Here is a 16,161-nt window from a genome sequence, read left to right as displayed (position 1 = left end):
ATAACATGAAGTTATCAATGAATGGAATTAAGGAACAGGAAGCATGGAATAAGGCAGGAATCACCCTTCCGGGCTATGATGTGGCAGCAGTTTCTGAGAAAGCAAAGAAAGAACCAGGATGGGTTCATTTTGGTATCGGAAATATTTTCCACATATTTATCGGCGGGATTGCAGATGGCCTTCTGGAGGATGGAATTTTGGATCGTGGTATTACCTGTGTGGAAACCTTTGATTATGATGTGGTAGATAAGATTTATGATCCCTATGACAATCTGGGATTAAGTGTAATCCTGCATGGCGATGGTACACGTGAATACAAAGTGATTGGAGCCTTAGCAGAAGCAGTGAAAGCACAGTCCTCTGATAAAGCACAGTGGAATCGGCTGAAGGAGATCTTTACCAGTAAATCCTTGCAGATGGTTTCTTTTACGATCACAGAGAAAGGATATGCATTGCAGAAAGCGGATGGAACATGGTTCCCGTTTGTTGAGGCAGATATCAAGAACGGACCGGATAAGGCGTGTGGTGCTATGGCAGTTCTGGTTGCAATGCTTTATGAAAGATATAAAGCTGGCAGATATCCGATTGCACTGGTTTCTATGGATAACTGTTCACAAAATGGCGCAAAGCTTAGAGAGTCCGTTCTGACAATGACAGAAGAGTGGAAGAAGGCAGGATTTGTTGATGAGGGATTTGTGAACTACATAAGTGATGAGAAGGTAGTGGCTTTTCCATGGACAATGATCGACAAGATCACACCTCGTCCAAGTGAGCAGATTGCAGCAGACCTTGAAAATATGGGTGTTGAGAATATGCAGCCGGTGATCACAGGCAAGAAGACATATATTGCGCCATTTGTCAATGCCGAGAAACCGCAGTATCTGGTAATTGAGGACAGCTTTCCAAATGGCCGCCCGGCTCTGGAAAAAGGCTTTGGCGTATATATGGCAGACAGAAACACCGTGAATCTTCCAGACTGACAGCTATACCTCTTGGAATTGCAGGATGGCTCAGATATATGCTTGGTGTAGACGATGAAGGAAATAAATTTGAGCTTGCACCGGATCCGATGAATGAGGAGCTGCAGGAACAGTTTAAGGATATTGCAGCAGGTAAACCTGAGACTTTCACAGATCAGTTAAAACCAATTCTTTCCAATGAGCGTCTGTTCTTTACGGATCTTTATAAAGCTGGTGTGGGAGAGAAGATTGAGGATATGTTCCGTGAGATGCTTGCAGGACCTGGAGCTGTAAGAGCAACGATACACAAATATGTTGGATGATTTTCGCCGGACAGAGACTATAACTGATTTTCAGGAGGAAAATAAAAATGACAGAAGCGGCATTTGCGGCTGAGCCATCAAGACTGTTGATCGCAGCAGCGGCAGGTATTGTATTGTTACTGCTGCTTATTATCAAGTTTAAACTTCACCCGGTATTATCCCTGCTGATCTCAGCTCTGGTTATAGGGCTTGGAGCCGGCATGCCGGTTCCGACTCTGGTTAGCACAGTAGAGAAGGGTGCAGGTGAAACTCTGCAGGGGATTGTATTATTGATCGGACTTGGATCTTTATTTGGAGGAATTCTGGAGGTGTCAGGAGGCGCGCAGTGCGTTGCCCAGACACTGATAAACAGGTTTGGTGAGAAGAAAGCTGGAATCGCACTTGGAATCACGGGACTGGTAGTTGGTACAACTGTGTTTTTTGAGGCAGGTGTTGTGATTCTGATTCCACTGGCATTCGGACTTGCCAGAAAAACAAAAAAATCCACATTATATTATGTGATTCCTTTATTAGCAGGTCTTGCAACAGGATTTGCATTTATTCCGCCATCAGCAGGCTCTGTGCTTGTTGCAAATATGCTCAATGTGGATCTGGGAGTTATGATTGCAGTGGGTGTGCCGGTTGGTATTCTCTCTCTGATCTTTGCCGGGATTTTGTGGTCAAAATTTATCGGCAGCCGTATTCATACAGGACTTCCGCTCAATATCCAGGAGGTCAGGGAAGAAGAGGAAGCAAATCTTCCTGCATTCTCTACTGTGCTGTGTATTATCCTTTTTCCGCTGGTTTTAATTTTATGCAATACACTTTCTGCATATATTCCGGGAATTGATGCTATCCGTCCTGCACTGGAATTTCTCGGAACACCATTTGTAGCGTTGATCATAGCTGTATTATCCGCCATGTATTTTCTTGGTAAAAAGCATGGCTATAACGGAGAACAGTTAAAGAAGATCATGGACCGTTCCCTGCGCCCTACAGGACAGATTTTGCTTGTTATTACAGGTGGAGGAATTATCCGCTGGGTATTGCAGGACTGTGGTATGGGTGACATCATCGGACCGGCACTGGAGAAGAGCGGTCTTCCGCTGGTGCTTGTGGCATTTCTGATTGCAGCATTAATCCGTGCATCAGTAGGTGCAGCAGTAGTGGCTATGACAATGGCAGCCGGTATTATGGCAGCTATGCCAGGAGTGGCAGGATTATCTCCTGTTTATCTGGCAGCTATGGTCTGTGCTATCAATGGAGGCGCAACAGCATTCAGCCATGTGAATGATTCCGGATTCTGGCTGGTAAGCTCCCTGCTTGAGATAGATGAGAAGACAACCTTAAAATCATGGACAATGATGGAAACGATTATAGGCTTTACAGGACTGATCTGTGCAATTGTAATCAGTCTGTTTGCCTAAGATGAACTTAGTTAATCAAGGCGGACGCGTTCCCCCAGGTGTGCCGGGACAGCCAATGACGAATTTCGGGATTTGGCTCCGTCGCCTATTGACAGGTGGGGAAGCAAACTCGCCCTATCGGGCTCAGACAGTGCATCCCCACCTGTCGCTTACTCACCAAATTCCCGAAATTCGCCAACCGTCTGTCCCGGCACACCTGGGGGAACGCTGGCTATTGAAAACTATTCCCGCAATCCGCACATCCGAATATTGCAACGCACAGCGGTGAATTAACGGCTAAGGGCGCACCTGAAATGACCTGCTTAGGAGTAACAGGTGTCCAGAGGCTGTGCATCGGCTGGAATTCCCCTTAATGCCAGTAAATAAGTACCAGTCTGAATTTCCTCTCAGTGCCAGTGAAGAAGTATCGTTTTAGCACATTCTCCTTACCAGTAACCAGTGAGTTCGCAATGTATATTCGTGAGCAGGTCATTTCAGGAGCGCTCTTAACGGAGACGAGATCCACTGTCTACGAAGACTTAACATCGAAGGCTCTCCTGAGATGTTTAGTCGCAGTTGACAGTTAGCTCGGCGAAGTGTTGCGACGACCTGCGATGAATATACATTGTGAACTCACGTCCTGGTAACAACTGCTTCACTAAGTCCCGCTACAATTTATTATGACAAAGAAAAAACCGATTAGAAGACTATTTGTAGAGTTTTTATCGGGAAAACAGAATTTGATAGTGAAATTTCAAAAACGATGTGATGCAAAAACTATTCATAAGAACAGGATTCATGTATAAAATCATGCATGAGTCCTGTTTTTGTGGTAATATTAAAAAACTATGTGCATTGGATATCAGATGGAGGTACCTATGACAGAAAGAGAAAAAATGCTGGCAGGAGAACTATATGATTGTGGAGATGCGGAACTGCTGACACAATGGCATAAGGCAAAAGATTTAGTAAGAGATTATAATCAGACAAATTCTGCAGATGCGGATGAAAAAGAAAGAATTCTGAAAGAACTTCTTGGAGGAAAAAGCAAAAATTTATGGATAACGGCTCCTTTTTACGTTGACTACGGTAACAATATTTATTTCGGAAACAACTGTGAAGTAAATATGAACTGTACTTTTCTTGATGACAATGTAATTCGTATCGGGGATAACGCCTTAATTGCACCAAATGTACAGATTTATACGGCATTTCATCCAACAAATGCCATAGATCGCTTTGGGATACCTAAAGAAGACGGATCATTTGAATTTTGTAAAACGCAAACAGCACCAGTTATCATTGGAAACAATGTATGGGTTGGTGGCGGAGCTATTATTTTGCCAGGCGTTACCATCGGAGATAATGTTGTGATCGGAGCAGGCAGTGTTGTAACAAAAAATATTCCCGACAATGTGATTGCTGCAGGCAGTCCCTGCAGAGTGATCCGTAGGAATCAGTAACAAATACATTTTATCCAGATAACTATACAAGTGGGAGGTTATTATATGTGTGAAATACAGAAGAAAATCGAATTACTACAGAAAATTGCACATCGATTTAATGAGGCAAATATAGAGTGGGCTTTAGGCGCATCTATGCTGCTGTACTTTAAAGGGATTATTTCAGAATTTCATGATATTGATTTAATGGTCTCTGTTCATGATGCTGAACAGGTCCGGACTATTTTATCAGAAATGGGAGAACTTCACCCACCGGCTTCTGCTCCTGATCCAATGTATCGTACAAAGGTATTCATGGAATTCACCATTGATTCTGTTGATATTGATGTTATGGCTGGATTTTCTATTGTAAGCGAAGGGAAGGTTTATGATTGTTCTCTTGACAAAGAACAAATCGTGGAAAGAATGACGCTTGGAACAGAAGTCATTCCTTTGCAATCCCTATAATTATGGTGTAAATACTATCGGCTGATGGGCAGAAGCGAAAAAGCTGACATGATTGAAAGAATGCTGTAGACTGCAAGATGTGATCTATCCATATCGAAATAAATTTTTGAAATAAGTAAAGCATAATATACGGAGAAAAAATATGAACATTCTAGTTGTGATTGATATGCAGAACGATTTTATTGACGGAGCACTTGGCACACCAGAGGCCGAAGCCATTGTTCCAAATGTAGTAGATAAAGTAAAGAATTTTAATGGGCTTGTGCTGGCAACGAGAGATACTCACGGCGAAGATTACCTTCAGACTCAGGAGGGCAGGATGCTTCCTGTAGAGCACTGCATTCGTGGCACCTATGGCTGGGAAATCCGGGAAGAGATTGCAGAGCTTCTGGAATCTCTTCCCATTGATAAGCCAACCTTTGGAAGCGAAACCTTGGGGAAAGTGTTAAAGGAATTTAATAAATCAGAGCCCATCGACAGTATTACACTGGTTGGTCTTTGCACGGATATCTGCGTAATTTCCAACGCCATGCTGCTGAAAGCATTTTTGCCGGAAGTGCCAGTTATTGTGGATTCCCTCTGTTGTGCAGGTGTGACACCAGATAGCCATGAACGGGCTCTGGAGGCTATGAAAGCGTGTCAGGTCGAGGTTGTCTGAGCCAAGGGAATGTAGTATGAAGTACAAAACTACAGAATAAGAAAAATCCCATGTCAAAGAAGCTTTGCATACCTGTTTTTCCCGCTGTAAAAGGCAAATTGCTTTTCATTTGGCAGAAATTTTTATATAATCCAAGTGAGAAAGCAAAACCGATTGGAAGAACAGGAGACAAGCAAATATGAACATTGGAATGCAGATATTAAAAATACGAAAAGAAAAGGGGCTGACCCAGGAGGAATTTGGAAAAATATTTCATGTTACCAGACAGACTGTGTCTAATTGGGAGAATGAAAAGAGCTATCCGGATCTGCAGATTCTCATAGACATCAGCAACCGTTTTGATATTTCTCTCGACATCTTAATAAAGGAAGATGCCAAAATGGTAAAAACCATGGATAAAGAAAGAGTGCTTGGATCATTAAAACGGGAAAAGTCCGTTATTGACTTTTTTACAGGTGCAGGAACTGGAGTTGTAATCACCTGCCTGTTTTCAGCTGATACAATGGCAAGAACAGTTACCATTGTATTAGGCGTGATCATGATCGGAATTGGATGGTATCGCGAAGCAAAATACGACAAAAGATTGTTCAGATATATGAATGATGAAGAACGGTAGGTGGAGAGCATGAAAATCTGGCGTGAACTGTTAGGCTATGTGAAAGTGATTGTAATAGTAGTGGTGATTACTCTGGTTATCAATAATGTTGTTTTGATTAACGCAAAAATCCCTTCACCCTCCATGGAAAAAACACTTATGGTGAAGGACCGTCTTTTCGGCTTTCGGCTTGCGTATGGAATTAATCTTGATCTGTTTGGTTATAAAATCTCTGAAAAGTTCAAGGATCCGGAGCGTTTTGATATTGTAATATTTAAATACCCAGATGATGAAAGCCGTCTTTTTATCAAAAGAGTGATCGGACTGCCGGGAGAGGTAGTGGAAATTAAGGATGGGAAGGTTTATATTGATGGTTCTCCCACTCCATTGGATGACTCTTTCATTCCGGAGAAAATGGTCGGAAGCTATGGCCCGTATACAGTTCCGGAAAATTGTTATTTCATGCTTGGTGATAACCGGAATGATTCGAAAGATTCACGTTCATGGAAAAACAAATTCGTGCGATTTGACCAGCTTGTGGGAAAAGCTGTTGTAAGATACTATCCGTCTTTTAAGTGGTTACGGTAGAGTTGAGGGGTTAGCGTTAGAGGATTGGACTAAGGAAGATTGATTGATGAGAAAAAAGTTGACACATACTACATCTTGTTAAATGGCCTTTTTGCTGCAAAAAACAAAAATTAAAAAAATGCCAGAAAGTCAGTCAAGACATGTTAGTTCATCTTGCCTGACAATTCTGGCATGGCAAAAATTAAATCAATTGATGAGTCGGAACATTTTCCCGGCGTTCCTGATGCTATTCTAATTCATTTGACATCTTTTCGCAAATAGTCTGATAGATTTCCTTTGTCTCTGAATCATTTGCACCATTCACGACCAATATTTTTCCATCTATACTCATGACTACATATGAATGACAGGATGAATGGGTATACCGGATATAGTCTCCATAGACATCATTTCTAAAATTTCCCATAGCATATTTAAGATTTCCTAAACCATTGGTTCTATAATCGTTCCGGTTCTGAGATGGATTTTCTTCATATGAGATACTGTCAATCTGCGTATAGTCTACTGTATAATCGCTCCAGCCTTGTGCCTCAATAGTAAAATCTCTATCCTCGAAACGAATTTCAATACTTCCCAAGAACAACGTCCATATAACGAATATAATGGTTACAATGGCTATGCTTCCGTATACCACAATTGTTTTTTTGCTATACTGAATTTTTAATTTTTCTCCGGTCGCTATCTTTTTCTTATAAAAGAGATAAGAATAGAGAATGCTGATGATTGCAGCTGCCATAATGCTTACAATAAACAAGACAAGGGCTGCCATATTTTCCTCAAAAAGACCACAGAGCATACACAGAATACCTGCTGCCATCCATAGCTTCCCACTGAATCTATGAGTTGCATTCCAGTTTTCTTCATCCTGCAATGTCCATATAACTCGGATCCCTATCGTATTGTTCTGTTTTACCTTTGGCAGATAATTTCCTATAACCATGAACAGTAAGCCTGTTCCATAATACATGAATGCCATAAACAGGTTCTCCATATCTGCTCCGGTATTTACCAATCTGGCAATGCCATTATAAAGCAATGTAATAACAGGTATCATCCATATAGCCATCCCTATAACCTTAGGGCTCTGTTGTCTGCTTCTGTTATCATAAAATATGATTGCTACAAATATACAGTGCGTTACTACAAAAAGTACATTTATCCATTTACCGTGTGTACTCGTAAAACCGACCAGGACTCCTGCAAGAATTACCAGTATAGAGCTGATTAATGAACCTCTATATTTTTTTATCATTTCCTTCATCGTCCGATGCTCCTTTCAAATCTGTGATCCACAGCATGACATCTTCCAATACGGAAGTGTTTAATTCATAATAAATAAACTTTCCTTCTCTTTGGTTTCGGATCAAATCAGCTTCCTTCAATATTGCCAGATGTCTTGATATGGATGCTCCCGTTACTGAAAAATGTTCGCAGATTTCTCCGGCTGAAAGCCGTCCATTCTTCAATAAGTTCAAAATCTCACGTCGTATTGGATCAGCCAGTGCTTTTAATGTATCTTGTATACCCAAAAATTCATCACATCCCTTTATTTAACATTTAACCTAATTACTAAATGTATTATAATGTAAGGGATATTATTTGTCAAGAACCAGTTACTTAAAAAAACAAACTGTTTTATTTTTAGAAAAAATTTCAGAAAAAAAGGCTTTCTGCAAGATGTGCGTCACAATTTGCAGAAAGCCATTTTCAAAGCCGTTCTAGTGCAACATTATTTGCTATATGAGTATCAAAATAAATAATGAACCTATTGACACTACTAGGAGATAGTTCATTGGAACGAGATAAAGAGAAATACCAGTATTCCTATGAAGATATTATTGAGATGTTGCAGGCTAATGTAAAGCTTACAGATGTTCATAAATAAATCCTTTCGTTTATCATAGGCTCCTCCCACTGCCTTTAGGCGGTGGGAGGAGCCTTGTAAATCGTTATCTATTATCCCTGACTCTCGATATATTTTTGTATAGTTGCTGATGACACTTCTCCAATGCTACAAGCAAAATAACCATCTGACCAAAATATTTTTTTCTTCCAATACTGTTTTGATAAGACCGAATTATACTTTTGGCATAAGTATTATGTTGTTTCCTGCTTTACAATTTTAACAATGTCGCATACTCTATCCGTTGCATCATAACTTAACAAAAAATGTATATGGTCTTTGTCTGTTTCCATAGCAATTATTTCGTAGCTACGAGTATTGGCTATATCGAGAATCTTTTGTTTCACATCATCAGCAATAGAGCCTTTTAGTAGTTGTTTGCGGTATTTGGTTACAAGAACTATATGTACTTTCAGACTGTATTTTCGTCTGTTATGACGATTAGAAGAGGAAAAAGTGTCAGGTCCCTTTTATGCAATGAAATTTCCTCTGGGAGTAGGAAACACTACCAGGCATGATGACATTTATTATGAGCAGAGGAAGATCATTACCAATATTGCAGACAGGGAAAACTGTATTATTGTGGGCAGATGCGCAGATTACACTTTGCAGGATCATGATAATATTTTGAAAATTTATATTTATGCGCCTTATGAAGCGCGAATGCGAAACTGCGTAGATATATTGAAAATGAAGCCGGACGCTGCGAAAAAAATGATTTCTGACGTAGACAAAGCCCGTGCATCATACCACAAACATTACGCCGGATATCTGCCGGGAGATTACGAACATATGGATTTCACAATCAACAGCGCCTCCCTGGGAATCGACCACAGCGCAGAGGTGATCCGTGACATTGTTCTGAAAAAGTTTGGGGATATGATGTAGGGAAAATTTTTGATTGCCTTTACGGAAATCAGGTTTCATGGTATCATAATTTTATTGTTAGAGTGATGGTATCTTGGAACCTTTTTTCTGTAAAAAGATATTTCCAGAAAGGAGCCTGCATGGGAGAAAGAGTATTTAATATAACTGGTCCGTGTGTTCCGCTTCTTTATACTGGAGAAGAAATACCGTATCAGTTTAATAATCCGGAAATTGATCTTGGCACCATGTATGGAATTCTCAAAGAAAAGGAACAAAAGCTTTGGAGCAATTGAAAACATATCTGTCAATCAAACAGCAGAAAACAGGATATTTGCTTAGTTTTTGTGATAATGTGAAATCTCCGAGAGAAGATAAGAAATTTGAAATGGATGGATATACCATATACGAAACAATAGTAGCGTATAGAGATAAAGCATAAATCGGAGGGCAGTTAATTCTGCTCTCCGATTTTGGATGATAAGAGGTCGATGAGCCATACCAGGAGGATCAGGCCAAGCAGGATGGCGCCGGCTTTTGACCAGGCGTATTGGTTCATGGAAAAGATAAGGGGGGCGCCGATTCCGCCTGCGCCCACAAGGCCAAGGACGGAAGCCTCACGGATGTTCACGTCGAAACGGTAGAGCACAATAGAGGTGAAAACCGGTTTCAGCTGTGGCAGCACACTGTGGCAGATGGCTGGCAAAGGGCGTACACCCATGGCAAGCAGCGCATGGTAGGGACGCATGTCCAGGGCGTCCAGGCTTTCGGTAAAGCGTTTGGTGAGAAGTCCGATGCTGCACACTGCCAGAGTAAGGACTCCGGTAAAAGCCCCAGGGCCTGATACGCGGATGAAAATCAGTCCGTATACCAGAAATGGCACAGACCGGATTCCCATGATCAGCAGATTAAAAAGAAAGCAGACCGGAGCAGGCACAAATCTTCTGGTATTCAAAAAAGCCAGCGGAATCGAGAGAACTGCTCCAATTACTGTTCCAATAAATGCAATGCACACAGTTTCCAAAAGCAGATAAAAAAGCCCGTCTTTTCCTGTGGAGAAAAAGAAGCTCCAGTCCGGATGCAGGAATCCGTCCAGCATATTTCTCAAAGTTTGCGGGCTGGTGCGGGAAAAATCCGGCGGGGAAAGAGTTACCGTACAAATAACAAATACAGCGGCAAGAAACAGAACCAGCAGTCTGGCATGTTCTTTTTTTATCCTTCGTTCTCCGCGAACCAGCGAAGCCAGATAACGGCTGAAATATTCAATCGCGCACACGGTAAGGAACAGCATGAGGAGAATCATGCCAACCTTGTCGAATTCCAGCCAGGAGATTTTCTCATTAAGCAGCAGACCGATTCCACCGGCACCCACATATCCAAGGATGGAGCTGTGGCGCACATTGGCCTCAAGGAGATAAAGTGCATTGGTGAGAAATCCAGGGGCAATGTCCGGAATAACAGCATGCACATATGCCTGGAAACGGGAAACTCCCATGGAGCAAAGGGCCAGGTAAGGCTTTGGATCAGCTGCGCTGATGTCCTCATAAGTCAGCTTTGTCATAATGGCAAAGGTATACAAGGTAATTGCAAAAGTACCGGCAAAGGTTCCAAGCCCGAACAAAAATGTGGCGGTCAGCGCCAGAATCAGTGCCGGAAAAGAGCGGAGAACCTGGATGAGAATCCGGAGAACTCTGCGTGGAGCTGCAGGAAATTTCAGGTTTGCCGCGGCAAAGGGAGCAGCCGCAATGGCGAAAAACGCTCCCAGTACGGTACCAGTCACAGACATCTGTATGGTATAAAAAAGGGGCAGAAGGATTTTTCGGATATAGGAAAAATCTGGTGGGATCATGTCTGCCACAAGATCGGTAAGATGGCTCCTGCGCTTCCAGAAGGCAGCGAGGTCACAGCCAGTAAACCTGGCAGCCAGGAAAAAAAGGCAGAGAAAACCAAGGGGAATTGCCACTCTTTGGAACAGGTGAAGCTTGCGTTTATTCATAGATCACACCTCATTTTTCCTGACTGTGTTTTCTGAGTTGGTGTAAATCTGCTCTGTGATTTCTTCGGTCAGCTCGGCAGTTTTTCCATCAAAAACGATTTTTCCGTCTCTAAGCCCAATGAGTCGCTGGGAAAACTCCCTGGAAAATTCCAGATTATGACTGTTCATCAGAATGGTCACACCTTCTGTCTCATGAATGCTTCTCAGGAGCTCAAGAATCTGCCGCCCAGTCACAGGGTCCAGAGAAGCGACCGGTTCATCTGCCAGCAAAATACCTGGGTGACGCATCAGGGCTCTTGCAATGGCAGCACGCTGTTTCTGACCGCCGGAAAGGTTTTTCACTGGCTCCTCTGCCTTGTCAAGAAGTCCTACCCGGTCCAGAAGCTGCAGAGCTTCCGCTTCGCGATTTTTTCCATAAAGCCCCAGCACACCGGAGAAAAATCCAAGGTCCGGAAGGCTGGCGGTGAGCACATTTTCCAGGCAGGTGGAATTCTCCACAAGACAAAAATCCTGATAAATGGTAGCAATGGATGTTTGAAGGCGGCGCTTTTGCCTGCCGTGCAGAGATTGGAAGGGGATTCCATCCAGAAGAATCTGTCCGCTGGTGCAGGGGAGCATTCCGTTTAAAATACGGAACAAAGTGGTTTTACCTGCCCCGGAAGGTCCGATCACAGAGACAAATTCCCCCTGTGAGACTGCGAAAGTTACATCTGCAAGTGCCATTGTATGATTAAATTCCTTTTTTACATGCTGAATTTGTAAATTCATAAATGAAAATGACCTCATTTTATAACAAAAATGACTGCCGAGGCAAACGCACTGAAAGGCTCTGACCCGGCAGTTATGATTTTCAAAAAATTCTATTTATTATTCCATAGATTTCAGCAGCTCCTGGGCCTCACGCTCTCCGTCATAGTTCGCGTCATCGCCCCACTCATAGCCAACCTGGCTGAATACGCTGATAATATCTTTTCCCTCGTCTGTGTTTGCAATCTCAATGAAAGAATCCCCAAGTGCCTGGCGGAAATCCTCATCCTGCATTACATCAGAGGTTTTGCTGTATGCGATCATATCGTTATAAATCTTGTCCGTAACGCCGATTACGCCCGTCTGATTCACCATTTCATCGGTGCCGCCGAAGGTTTCCTGCCATTCTGGAGCATATTTGGTGCGGATGTGTCCGTAGGAAACCATAACATCTGCCTGTCCGGAAGCAAGACGTGCAAGAGAAGTGGTGTAGGAATCAGACTCCACAGCATTTGCAAGATCGCTGATGCCTTTTCCATATTTCTCATTCAGCCATAAGCTTGGGTAAATGTAGCCGGAAGCAGAGGTCGGTCCCATCACTGCCCATGTGGCATCATTTAAATCATCCCAGGTGAGCTGCTCTCCGTTGTTTACTTTTTCCAGCAAAGTCTGGCCTTTCTCGCTTGGTCCGGCAAGAATGATGGAACGGTAGTAGGTAGACATTTCGTCTGTATTTTCCTCAATGGTGCCGTCGTTCCAGTCTTTGGGATCGTCGGAATCCTTGTTGATGGCGTAGCGAAGTGCGGTAAGAAGAACATCGCAGTCATCAGAAAACAGTACATAGTTACCGCCTGAAATAAAGCCGATATCTGCACTGCCTGCACTTAATGCCTGTCCCACAGCTGTGTAGCTTGTGCCAACTGTCATGTCCACATTTTCTACATCATAGCCCTTGGAGAGAAGGGTTTCCTTCAGTAAGTCCTCAAGGGGTTCTGTGGCTGTTGTGATGGTGTCGGAATCCGCATAGGGAGAAAATGCGATTTTCAAAGAGTCGATAGTCTTTGTGTCATCTGCAAATACAGTGACTGCGCTTCCTGCGGTAAGTCCCAGGCACAATGCCATGGAAAGTGCGGATACAATGTGTTTCTTCATAATGAAATACCTCCATGCCCTTATTGGGTGATATATTTCTGCTGAAAGAAATAAAAAAAATACATGCCTCTCAGCATGTACCGAAAATGACTTTCGAGCAGACGCTGACAATCCACCTGTAATTTCAGGTGAACAGGTTTCGGTCGATCCTGACGGGATCCTCTCAACCCGGACCTACGGGCTCCCTCGCAATCTGGTGTAGCGAACACGAAGTAACCGCCACATTGACTTGCCTGATTTTTCATATGCTGCGTTGTCGTCAATCGGCGTAGCCACCGCTACGCCTCATTCCTCCGTCTTGCATATGAGAAAATCATCCTGCGTCAATGCGGCAGATACTTCGTGTTCACTGCACCAGTTTTTCGTCATCAAAAAGTCTGACCGCAACACCAGGGCGCTCCCCCTGACACTGCATTCCGTTAACCGGGTAAATTGTAACATACCTTGTTGGGAAATGCAAGAAGGGATGTTGGCGCTTTACAGAAAAAATAATAGATTGAGAATTAGAATGGAAAAGGCTATAATAAGAAGAACTGGAATGAGGATGTGGTCAGGAAAGGAATTGGTGAGGTTATGGGTGGAAAAGTTCTTGAACTGGAAACAGAAAGGCTTCGTGCAGAAGGGCAGGTAGTTGGAAAAGAAATCGGAAAAGCAGAGGGCGAGGAACGTTTAAGCATTCTGATTAATCATTTGATACTGGACGGAAGAAATGACGAAATTCAGTCAGTTGTTACGAATGCAGAAATCAGAAGAAAATTATATAAAGAATATGGGATGTGATTCCATCAATTTAAAATTTGGTGAGAGGATGGAAAAAGCAATGGGCTGTCGAAAAAGACGGCCCATTTGAAAATGAAGCAGCATAAGCTTTGGTTCTGTAAAACATCAGAAAATAAATGTTTGAATTTTACTGTTAGAGAGGAAAAGCAGAGGAAAGTAGGAAGTAACCATATGATTACAATTGCAATTGTAGAAGATGATAAGGAATATCGCAGCCAGTATAGAGATTATCTGAAGCAGATGGAAGCACAGATGGGGGAGAGCTTTCAGATCAGGGAATTTGAAGATGGGGATGGGATTCTGGAAAATTACAGAGCGGACTATGACATTATTCTAATGGATATTGAGATGAGCTTTGTGAACGGAATGGAAGCCGCAGAGGAAATCCGGAAGCTGGACCATGAAGTAGTCATTATTTTTATTACCAATATGCCACAGTATGTGATGGATGGTTATAAGGTGCAGGCATTTGACTACATTTTGAAGCCTATCACTTATTATGCTTTTTCCAGAACTCTGCTGCAGGCTATGGAGCGGATGGCTGCCAGAAACCGCCAGTATACTACCATTCCTATTAAAAACGGAATTCAGCGCATTGACATCCGGGAGCTGGTATATGTGGAAGTAATGGATCATGACCTAATTTATTACACGATAAGTGAAAAATACGTGACGCGTGGATCGATGAAAGAGGCAGAAGAGCTTCTGAAGGATTTCCATTTTTTCCGCTGCAACAAATGCTATCTGATCAATCTGGCTTACGTGGAACGTGTCCAGAATAATGATGTGCTTCTGGGAAAATATGTAGTTGCAGTTACCAGGCCAAGGCGGAAGCAGTTGATGGACGCTATTAATAATTATCTGAATGAAATATCAAAATAATAGGAGACACTGTGGATGTATCAAAACATTTATAATTATTTTTTTGAGTACGATTTATCAAAAACGCCAGGCTTTACTTATGTGCTGGCAAATTTTCTGGGAGTAATCATTTATACGGCTTTTAATCCAAGAAGGCGCAAAAATATATGGGCATATGCGGAACTGCTGATTTTGGGGTTAATGTATCTGGTCTATAATTTTTTTACCAGAGATATATCAACAGTCCTGTTCATTCCAAGTATTATGATAGCATTTATGTTTACTGCTCTTATGATCTATGCAGTATGCGATATGAACCGCCGGAATGTAATTTACTATGCAGTGCGCGCATATACATTCGGAGAACTTGCAGGGGCACTTGGATGGCAGCTTGTATGTTATGTATTTGAGAATCGAAGAGTTTCCTACTCCGCTGCCATTCAATGTCTGATTACAGTGGGAACAGTAGCTGTGTTGTTCGTGATTGTTCTTCTGGCAGAAAAAAGGATAAATCGTGATCAGAAACATATTCACATAGAAAAAAGGGAAGTGATTCTTTCGGCAGTAATGTGTATCTGTATGATTGCTGCAAGTAATTTAAGCTATGTGAGCTCCAGTACACCGTTTTCCAGCAGAATTCCAAGCGACATTTATATTATCAGGACAATCGTAGATCTTGCAGGAGTCAGCATTCTTACAGCATATCATATTATTTTAAAAGAGTCCCATGAAAAAATGGAAATGGCACAGATGGCAGCATTGAACAGAATGCAGTTTGCAAATTACCAGATATCCAGAACCAGTGTGGATTTGATCAATCAGAAGTATCACGATTTGAAGCATCAGATCGAATTTCTGAAAAGAGAAATTTCTGAAGAAGACAAGCTTGCCTATTTAAGCGGAATGGAAAGAGAGATTCAGCAGTATGAAGCTGAGAATAAAACCGGGAACAATATTCTGGATACAATCCTTACGACCAAAAGTCTTCTTTGCCAGGAGAAAAATATTCAGATCACCTGCGTTGCGGATGGAAAAGCCCTGAACTTTTTAAATTCCATGGATATATGCTCATTATTTGGAAATGCTCTGGATAATGCGATTACAAGCACAGAAAAGATAGAAAATCCAGAGAAAAGACTGATTCATGTAATGGTTTCCAGGGAAAAAGGTTTTCTAAGAATTAAGATAGAAAACAGTTTTCAGGGAGAACTGAAAATGAAAAACCAATTGCCGGTTACCACCAAGGAGGATCGGCGATACCATGGCTTTGGAGTGAAAAGTATGAAAGAAATTGCAGAAAAATACAAAGGGTCTCTGACCGTATCAGCAAAGGATGGCTGGTTCGAGCTTCGTATTCTGATTCCAATACCGGAAAGCATGGATGAAATATAATGGTAAAATTGCATAAAATATAAAAAGAAAAATGCGCATAATGCACAA

16 protein-coding genes and 2 pseudogenes are annotated in these 16,161 nt (G+C 42.1%); 12 read left to right on the top strand and 6 right to left on the bottom strand.

What is annotated here, in order from left to right; genetic code table 11:
* Positions 1-5 precede the first annotated feature (5 nt).
* The 7 genes and pseudogenes from OCV70_RS03530 (at position 6) to lepB (ending at position 6,418) form a co-directional block, all read left to right on the top strand.
* Positions 6-1,282 (top strand): annotated as a pseudogene (locus OCV70_RS03530) (mannitol dehydrogenase family protein).
* A 47-nt stretch (positions 1,283-1,329) separates the two neighbouring features.
* Complete coding sequence (locus tag OCV70_RS03525; protein ID WP_262579216.1) at positions 1,330-2,688, top strand: GntP family permease; 1,359 nt, start codon at positions 1,330-1,332, stop codon at positions 2,686-2,688.
* A gap of 857 nt (positions 2,689-3,545) precedes the next feature.
* A complete protein-coding gene (locus OCV70_RS03520) occupies positions 3,546-4,130 on the top strand; it encodes a sugar O-acetyltransferase (RefSeq protein WP_021925666.1) in 585 nt (194 codons plus the stop codon).
* Positions 4,131-4,175: 45 nt separating this feature from the next.
* Positions 4,176-4,577, top strand: coding sequence for a nucleotidyltransferase family protein (locus OCV70_RS03515; RefSeq protein WP_262579215.1), 402 nt, complete (start codon positions 4,176-4,178; stop codon positions 4,575-4,577).
* A 142-nt stretch (positions 4,578-4,719) separates the two neighbouring features.
* Complete coding sequence (locus OCV70_RS03510) at positions 4,720-5,235, top strand: cysteine hydrolase family protein (protein WP_173766743.1); 516 nt, start codon at positions 4,720-4,722, stop codon at positions 5,233-5,235.
* Positions 5,236-5,413: 178 nt separating this feature from the next.
* On the top strand, positions 5,414-5,851 hold the full coding sequence (locus OCV70_RS03505; RefSeq protein ID WP_173766741.1) for a helix-turn-helix domain-containing protein: 438 nt from the start codon (positions 5,414-5,416) through the stop codon (positions 5,849-5,851).
* Positions 5,852-5,860: 9 nt separating this feature from the next.
* On the top strand, positions 5,861-6,418 hold the full coding sequence (gene lepB, locus OCV70_RS03500; RefSeq protein ID WP_021925670.1) for a signal peptidase I: 558 nt from the start codon (positions 5,861-5,863) through the stop codon (positions 6,416-6,418).
* 226 nt (positions 6,419-6,644) lie between these two features.
* Here the strand turns inward: lepB and OCV70_RS03495 are convergent, their stop codons facing one another.
* The 3 genes and pseudogenes from OCV70_RS03495 to tnpA all read right to left on the bottom strand — a co-directional run.
* The gene (locus tag OCV70_RS03495; protein ID WP_195587261.1) at positions 6,645-7,679 is read right to left on the bottom strand and encodes an SdpI family protein; all 1,035 of its coding nucleotides are present in this window, start codon (positions 7,677-7,679) and stop codon (positions 6,645-6,647) included.
* Positions 7,654-7,947 carry an autorepressor SdpR family transcription factor gene (locus OCV70_RS03490; protein ID WP_147343004.1) on the bottom strand — a complete coding sequence of 98 codons (294 nt, stop codon included), beginning with the start codon at positions 7,945-7,947 and terminating at the stop codon, positions 7,654-7,656. The genes OCV70_RS03495 and OCV70_RS03490 overlap by 26 nt, the downstream gene beginning before the upstream one ends.
* A 427-nt stretch (positions 7,948-8,374) precedes the next feature.
* Positions 8,375-8,764: pseudogene (gene tnpA / locus OCV70_RS19585) on the bottom strand (IS200/IS605 family transposase); the annotation flags it as partial.
* A gap of 13 nt (positions 8,765-8,777) precedes the next feature.
* Here tnpA and OCV70_RS03480 point away from each other — a divergent pair.
* A complete protein-coding gene (locus tag OCV70_RS03480) occupies positions 8,778-9,209 on the top strand; it encodes a cytidylate kinase-like family protein (RefSeq protein WP_021924564.1) in 432 nt (143 codons plus the stop codon).
* Positions 9,210-9,328: 119 nt separating this feature from the next.
* Positions 9,329-9,481, top strand: coding sequence for a hypothetical protein (locus OCV70_RS03475; protein ID WP_021924565.1), 153 nt, complete (start codon positions 9,329-9,331; stop codon positions 9,479-9,481).
* 158 nt (positions 9,482-9,639) lie between these two features.
* Here the strand turns inward: OCV70_RS03475 and phnE are convergent, their stop codons facing one another.
* The 3 genes from phnE to OCV70_RS03460 all read right to left on the bottom strand — a co-directional run bounded on the left by phnE (position 9,640) and on the right by OCV70_RS03460 (position 13,080).
* A complete protein-coding gene (phnE, locus tag OCV70_RS03470) occupies positions 9,640-11,181 on the bottom strand; it encodes a phosphonate ABC transporter, permease protein PhnE (protein ID WP_173767346.1) in 1,542 nt (513 codons plus the stop codon).
* Positions 11,182-11,184: 3 nt separating this feature from the next.
* The gene (gene phnC, locus OCV70_RS03465; protein WP_173767348.1) at positions 11,185-11,949 is read right to left on the bottom strand and encodes a phosphonate ABC transporter ATP-binding protein; all 765 of its coding nucleotides are present in this window, start codon (positions 11,947-11,949) and stop codon (positions 11,185-11,187) included.
* 99 nt (positions 11,950-12,048) lie between these two features.
* On the bottom strand, positions 12,049-13,080 hold the full coding sequence (locus OCV70_RS03460) for a phosphate/phosphite/phosphonate ABC transporter substrate-binding protein (RefSeq protein ID WP_173767350.1): 1,032 nt from the start codon (positions 13,078-13,080) through the stop codon (positions 12,049-12,051).
* Positions 13,081-13,653: 573 nt separating this feature from the next.
* Here OCV70_RS03460 and OCV70_RS03455 point away from each other — a divergent pair.
* The 3 genes from OCV70_RS03455 to OCV70_RS03445 all read left to right on the top strand — a co-directional run bounded on the left by OCV70_RS03455 (position 13,654) and on the right by OCV70_RS03445 (position 16,113).
* Positions 13,654-13,860: a hypothetical protein gene (locus OCV70_RS03455; RefSeq protein ID WP_117852454.1), complete on the top strand. Its 207-nt coding sequence runs from the start codon at positions 13,654-13,656 to the stop codon at positions 13,858-13,860.
* Between the two features lie 171 nt (positions 13,861-14,031).
* Positions 14,032-14,742, top strand: a complete 711-nt coding sequence (locus tag OCV70_RS03450; RefSeq protein ID WP_021924570.1) for a LytR/AlgR family response regulator transcription factor — start codon at positions 14,032-14,034, stop codon at positions 14,740-14,742.
* Between the two features lie 15 nt (positions 14,743-14,757).
* The gene (locus OCV70_RS03445) at positions 14,758-16,113 is read left to right on the top strand and encodes an ATP-binding protein (protein ID WP_021924571.1); all 1,356 of its coding nucleotides are present in this window, start codon (positions 14,758-14,760) and stop codon (positions 16,111-16,113) included.
* The last annotated feature ends 48 nt before the right edge of the window (positions 16,114-16,161 follow it).

The organism is Blautia acetigignens (assembly GCF_025566865.1).
In the GTDB taxonomy this organism is placed as follows: Bacteria; Bacillota; Clostridia; order Lachnospirales; family Lachnospiraceae; genus Blautia_A; species Blautia_A acetigignens.
Note: the sequence above shows the minus strand (reverse complement) of the source record. Positions and strands in the feature narration are given on the sequence as shown.

What these genes read in the sequence shown, in the direction of transcription:
- OCV70_RS03495 (WP_195587261.1), bottom strand. Translation starts at nt 7,679, where the DNA reads ATGAAGGAAATGATAAAAAAATATAGAGGTTCATTAATCAGCTCTATA.
- phnC (WP_173767348.1), bottom strand. Translation starts at nt 11,949, where the DNA reads ATGAATTTACAAATTCAGCATGTAAAAAAGGAATTTAATCATACAATG.
- OCV70_RS03505 (WP_173766741.1), top strand. Translation starts at nt 5,414, where the DNA reads ATGAACATTGGAATGCAGATATTAAAAATACGAAAAGAAAAGGGGCTG.
- OCV70_RS03510 (WP_173766743.1), top strand. Translation starts at nt 4,720, where the DNA reads ATGAACATTCTAGTTGTGATTGATATGCAGAACGATTTTATTGACGGA.
- OCV70_RS03445 (WP_021924571.1), top strand. Translation starts at nt 14,758, where the DNA reads ATGTATCAAAACATTTATAATTATTTTTTTGAGTACGATTTATCAAAA.
- OCV70_RS03460 (WP_173767350.1), bottom strand. Translation starts at nt 13,080, where the DNA reads ATGAAGAAACACATTGTATCCGCACTTTCCATGGCATTGTGCCTGGGA.
- lepB (WP_021925670.1), top strand. Translation starts at nt 5,861, where the DNA reads ATGAAAATCTGGCGTGAACTGTTAGGCTATGTGAAAGTGATTGTAATA.
- phnE (WP_173767346.1), bottom strand. Translation starts at nt 11,181, where the DNA reads ATGAATAAACGCAAGCTTCACCTGTTCCAAAGAGTGGCAATTCCCCTT.
- OCV70_RS03525 (WP_262579216.1), top strand. Translation starts at nt 1,330, where the DNA reads ATGACAGAAGCGGCATTTGCGGCTGAGCCATCAAGACTGTTGATCGCA.
- OCV70_RS03450 (WP_021924570.1), top strand. Translation starts at nt 14,032, where the DNA reads ATGATTACAATTGCAATTGTAGAAGATGATAAGGAATATCGCAGCCAG.
- OCV70_RS03515 (WP_262579215.1), top strand. Translation starts at nt 4,176, where the DNA reads ATGTGTGAAATACAGAAGAAAATCGAATTACTACAGAAAATTGCACAT.
- OCV70_RS03475 (WP_021924565.1), top strand. Translation starts at nt 9,329, where the DNA reads ATGGGAGAAAGAGTATTTAATATAACTGGTCCGTGTGTTCCGCTTCTT.
- OCV70_RS03455 (WP_117852454.1), top strand. Translation starts at nt 13,654, where the DNA reads ATGGGTGGAAAAGTTCTTGAACTGGAAACAGAAAGGCTTCGTGCAGAA.
- OCV70_RS03520 (WP_021925666.1), top strand. Translation starts at nt 3,546, where the DNA reads ATGACAGAAAGAGAAAAAATGCTGGCAGGAGAACTATATGATTGTGGA.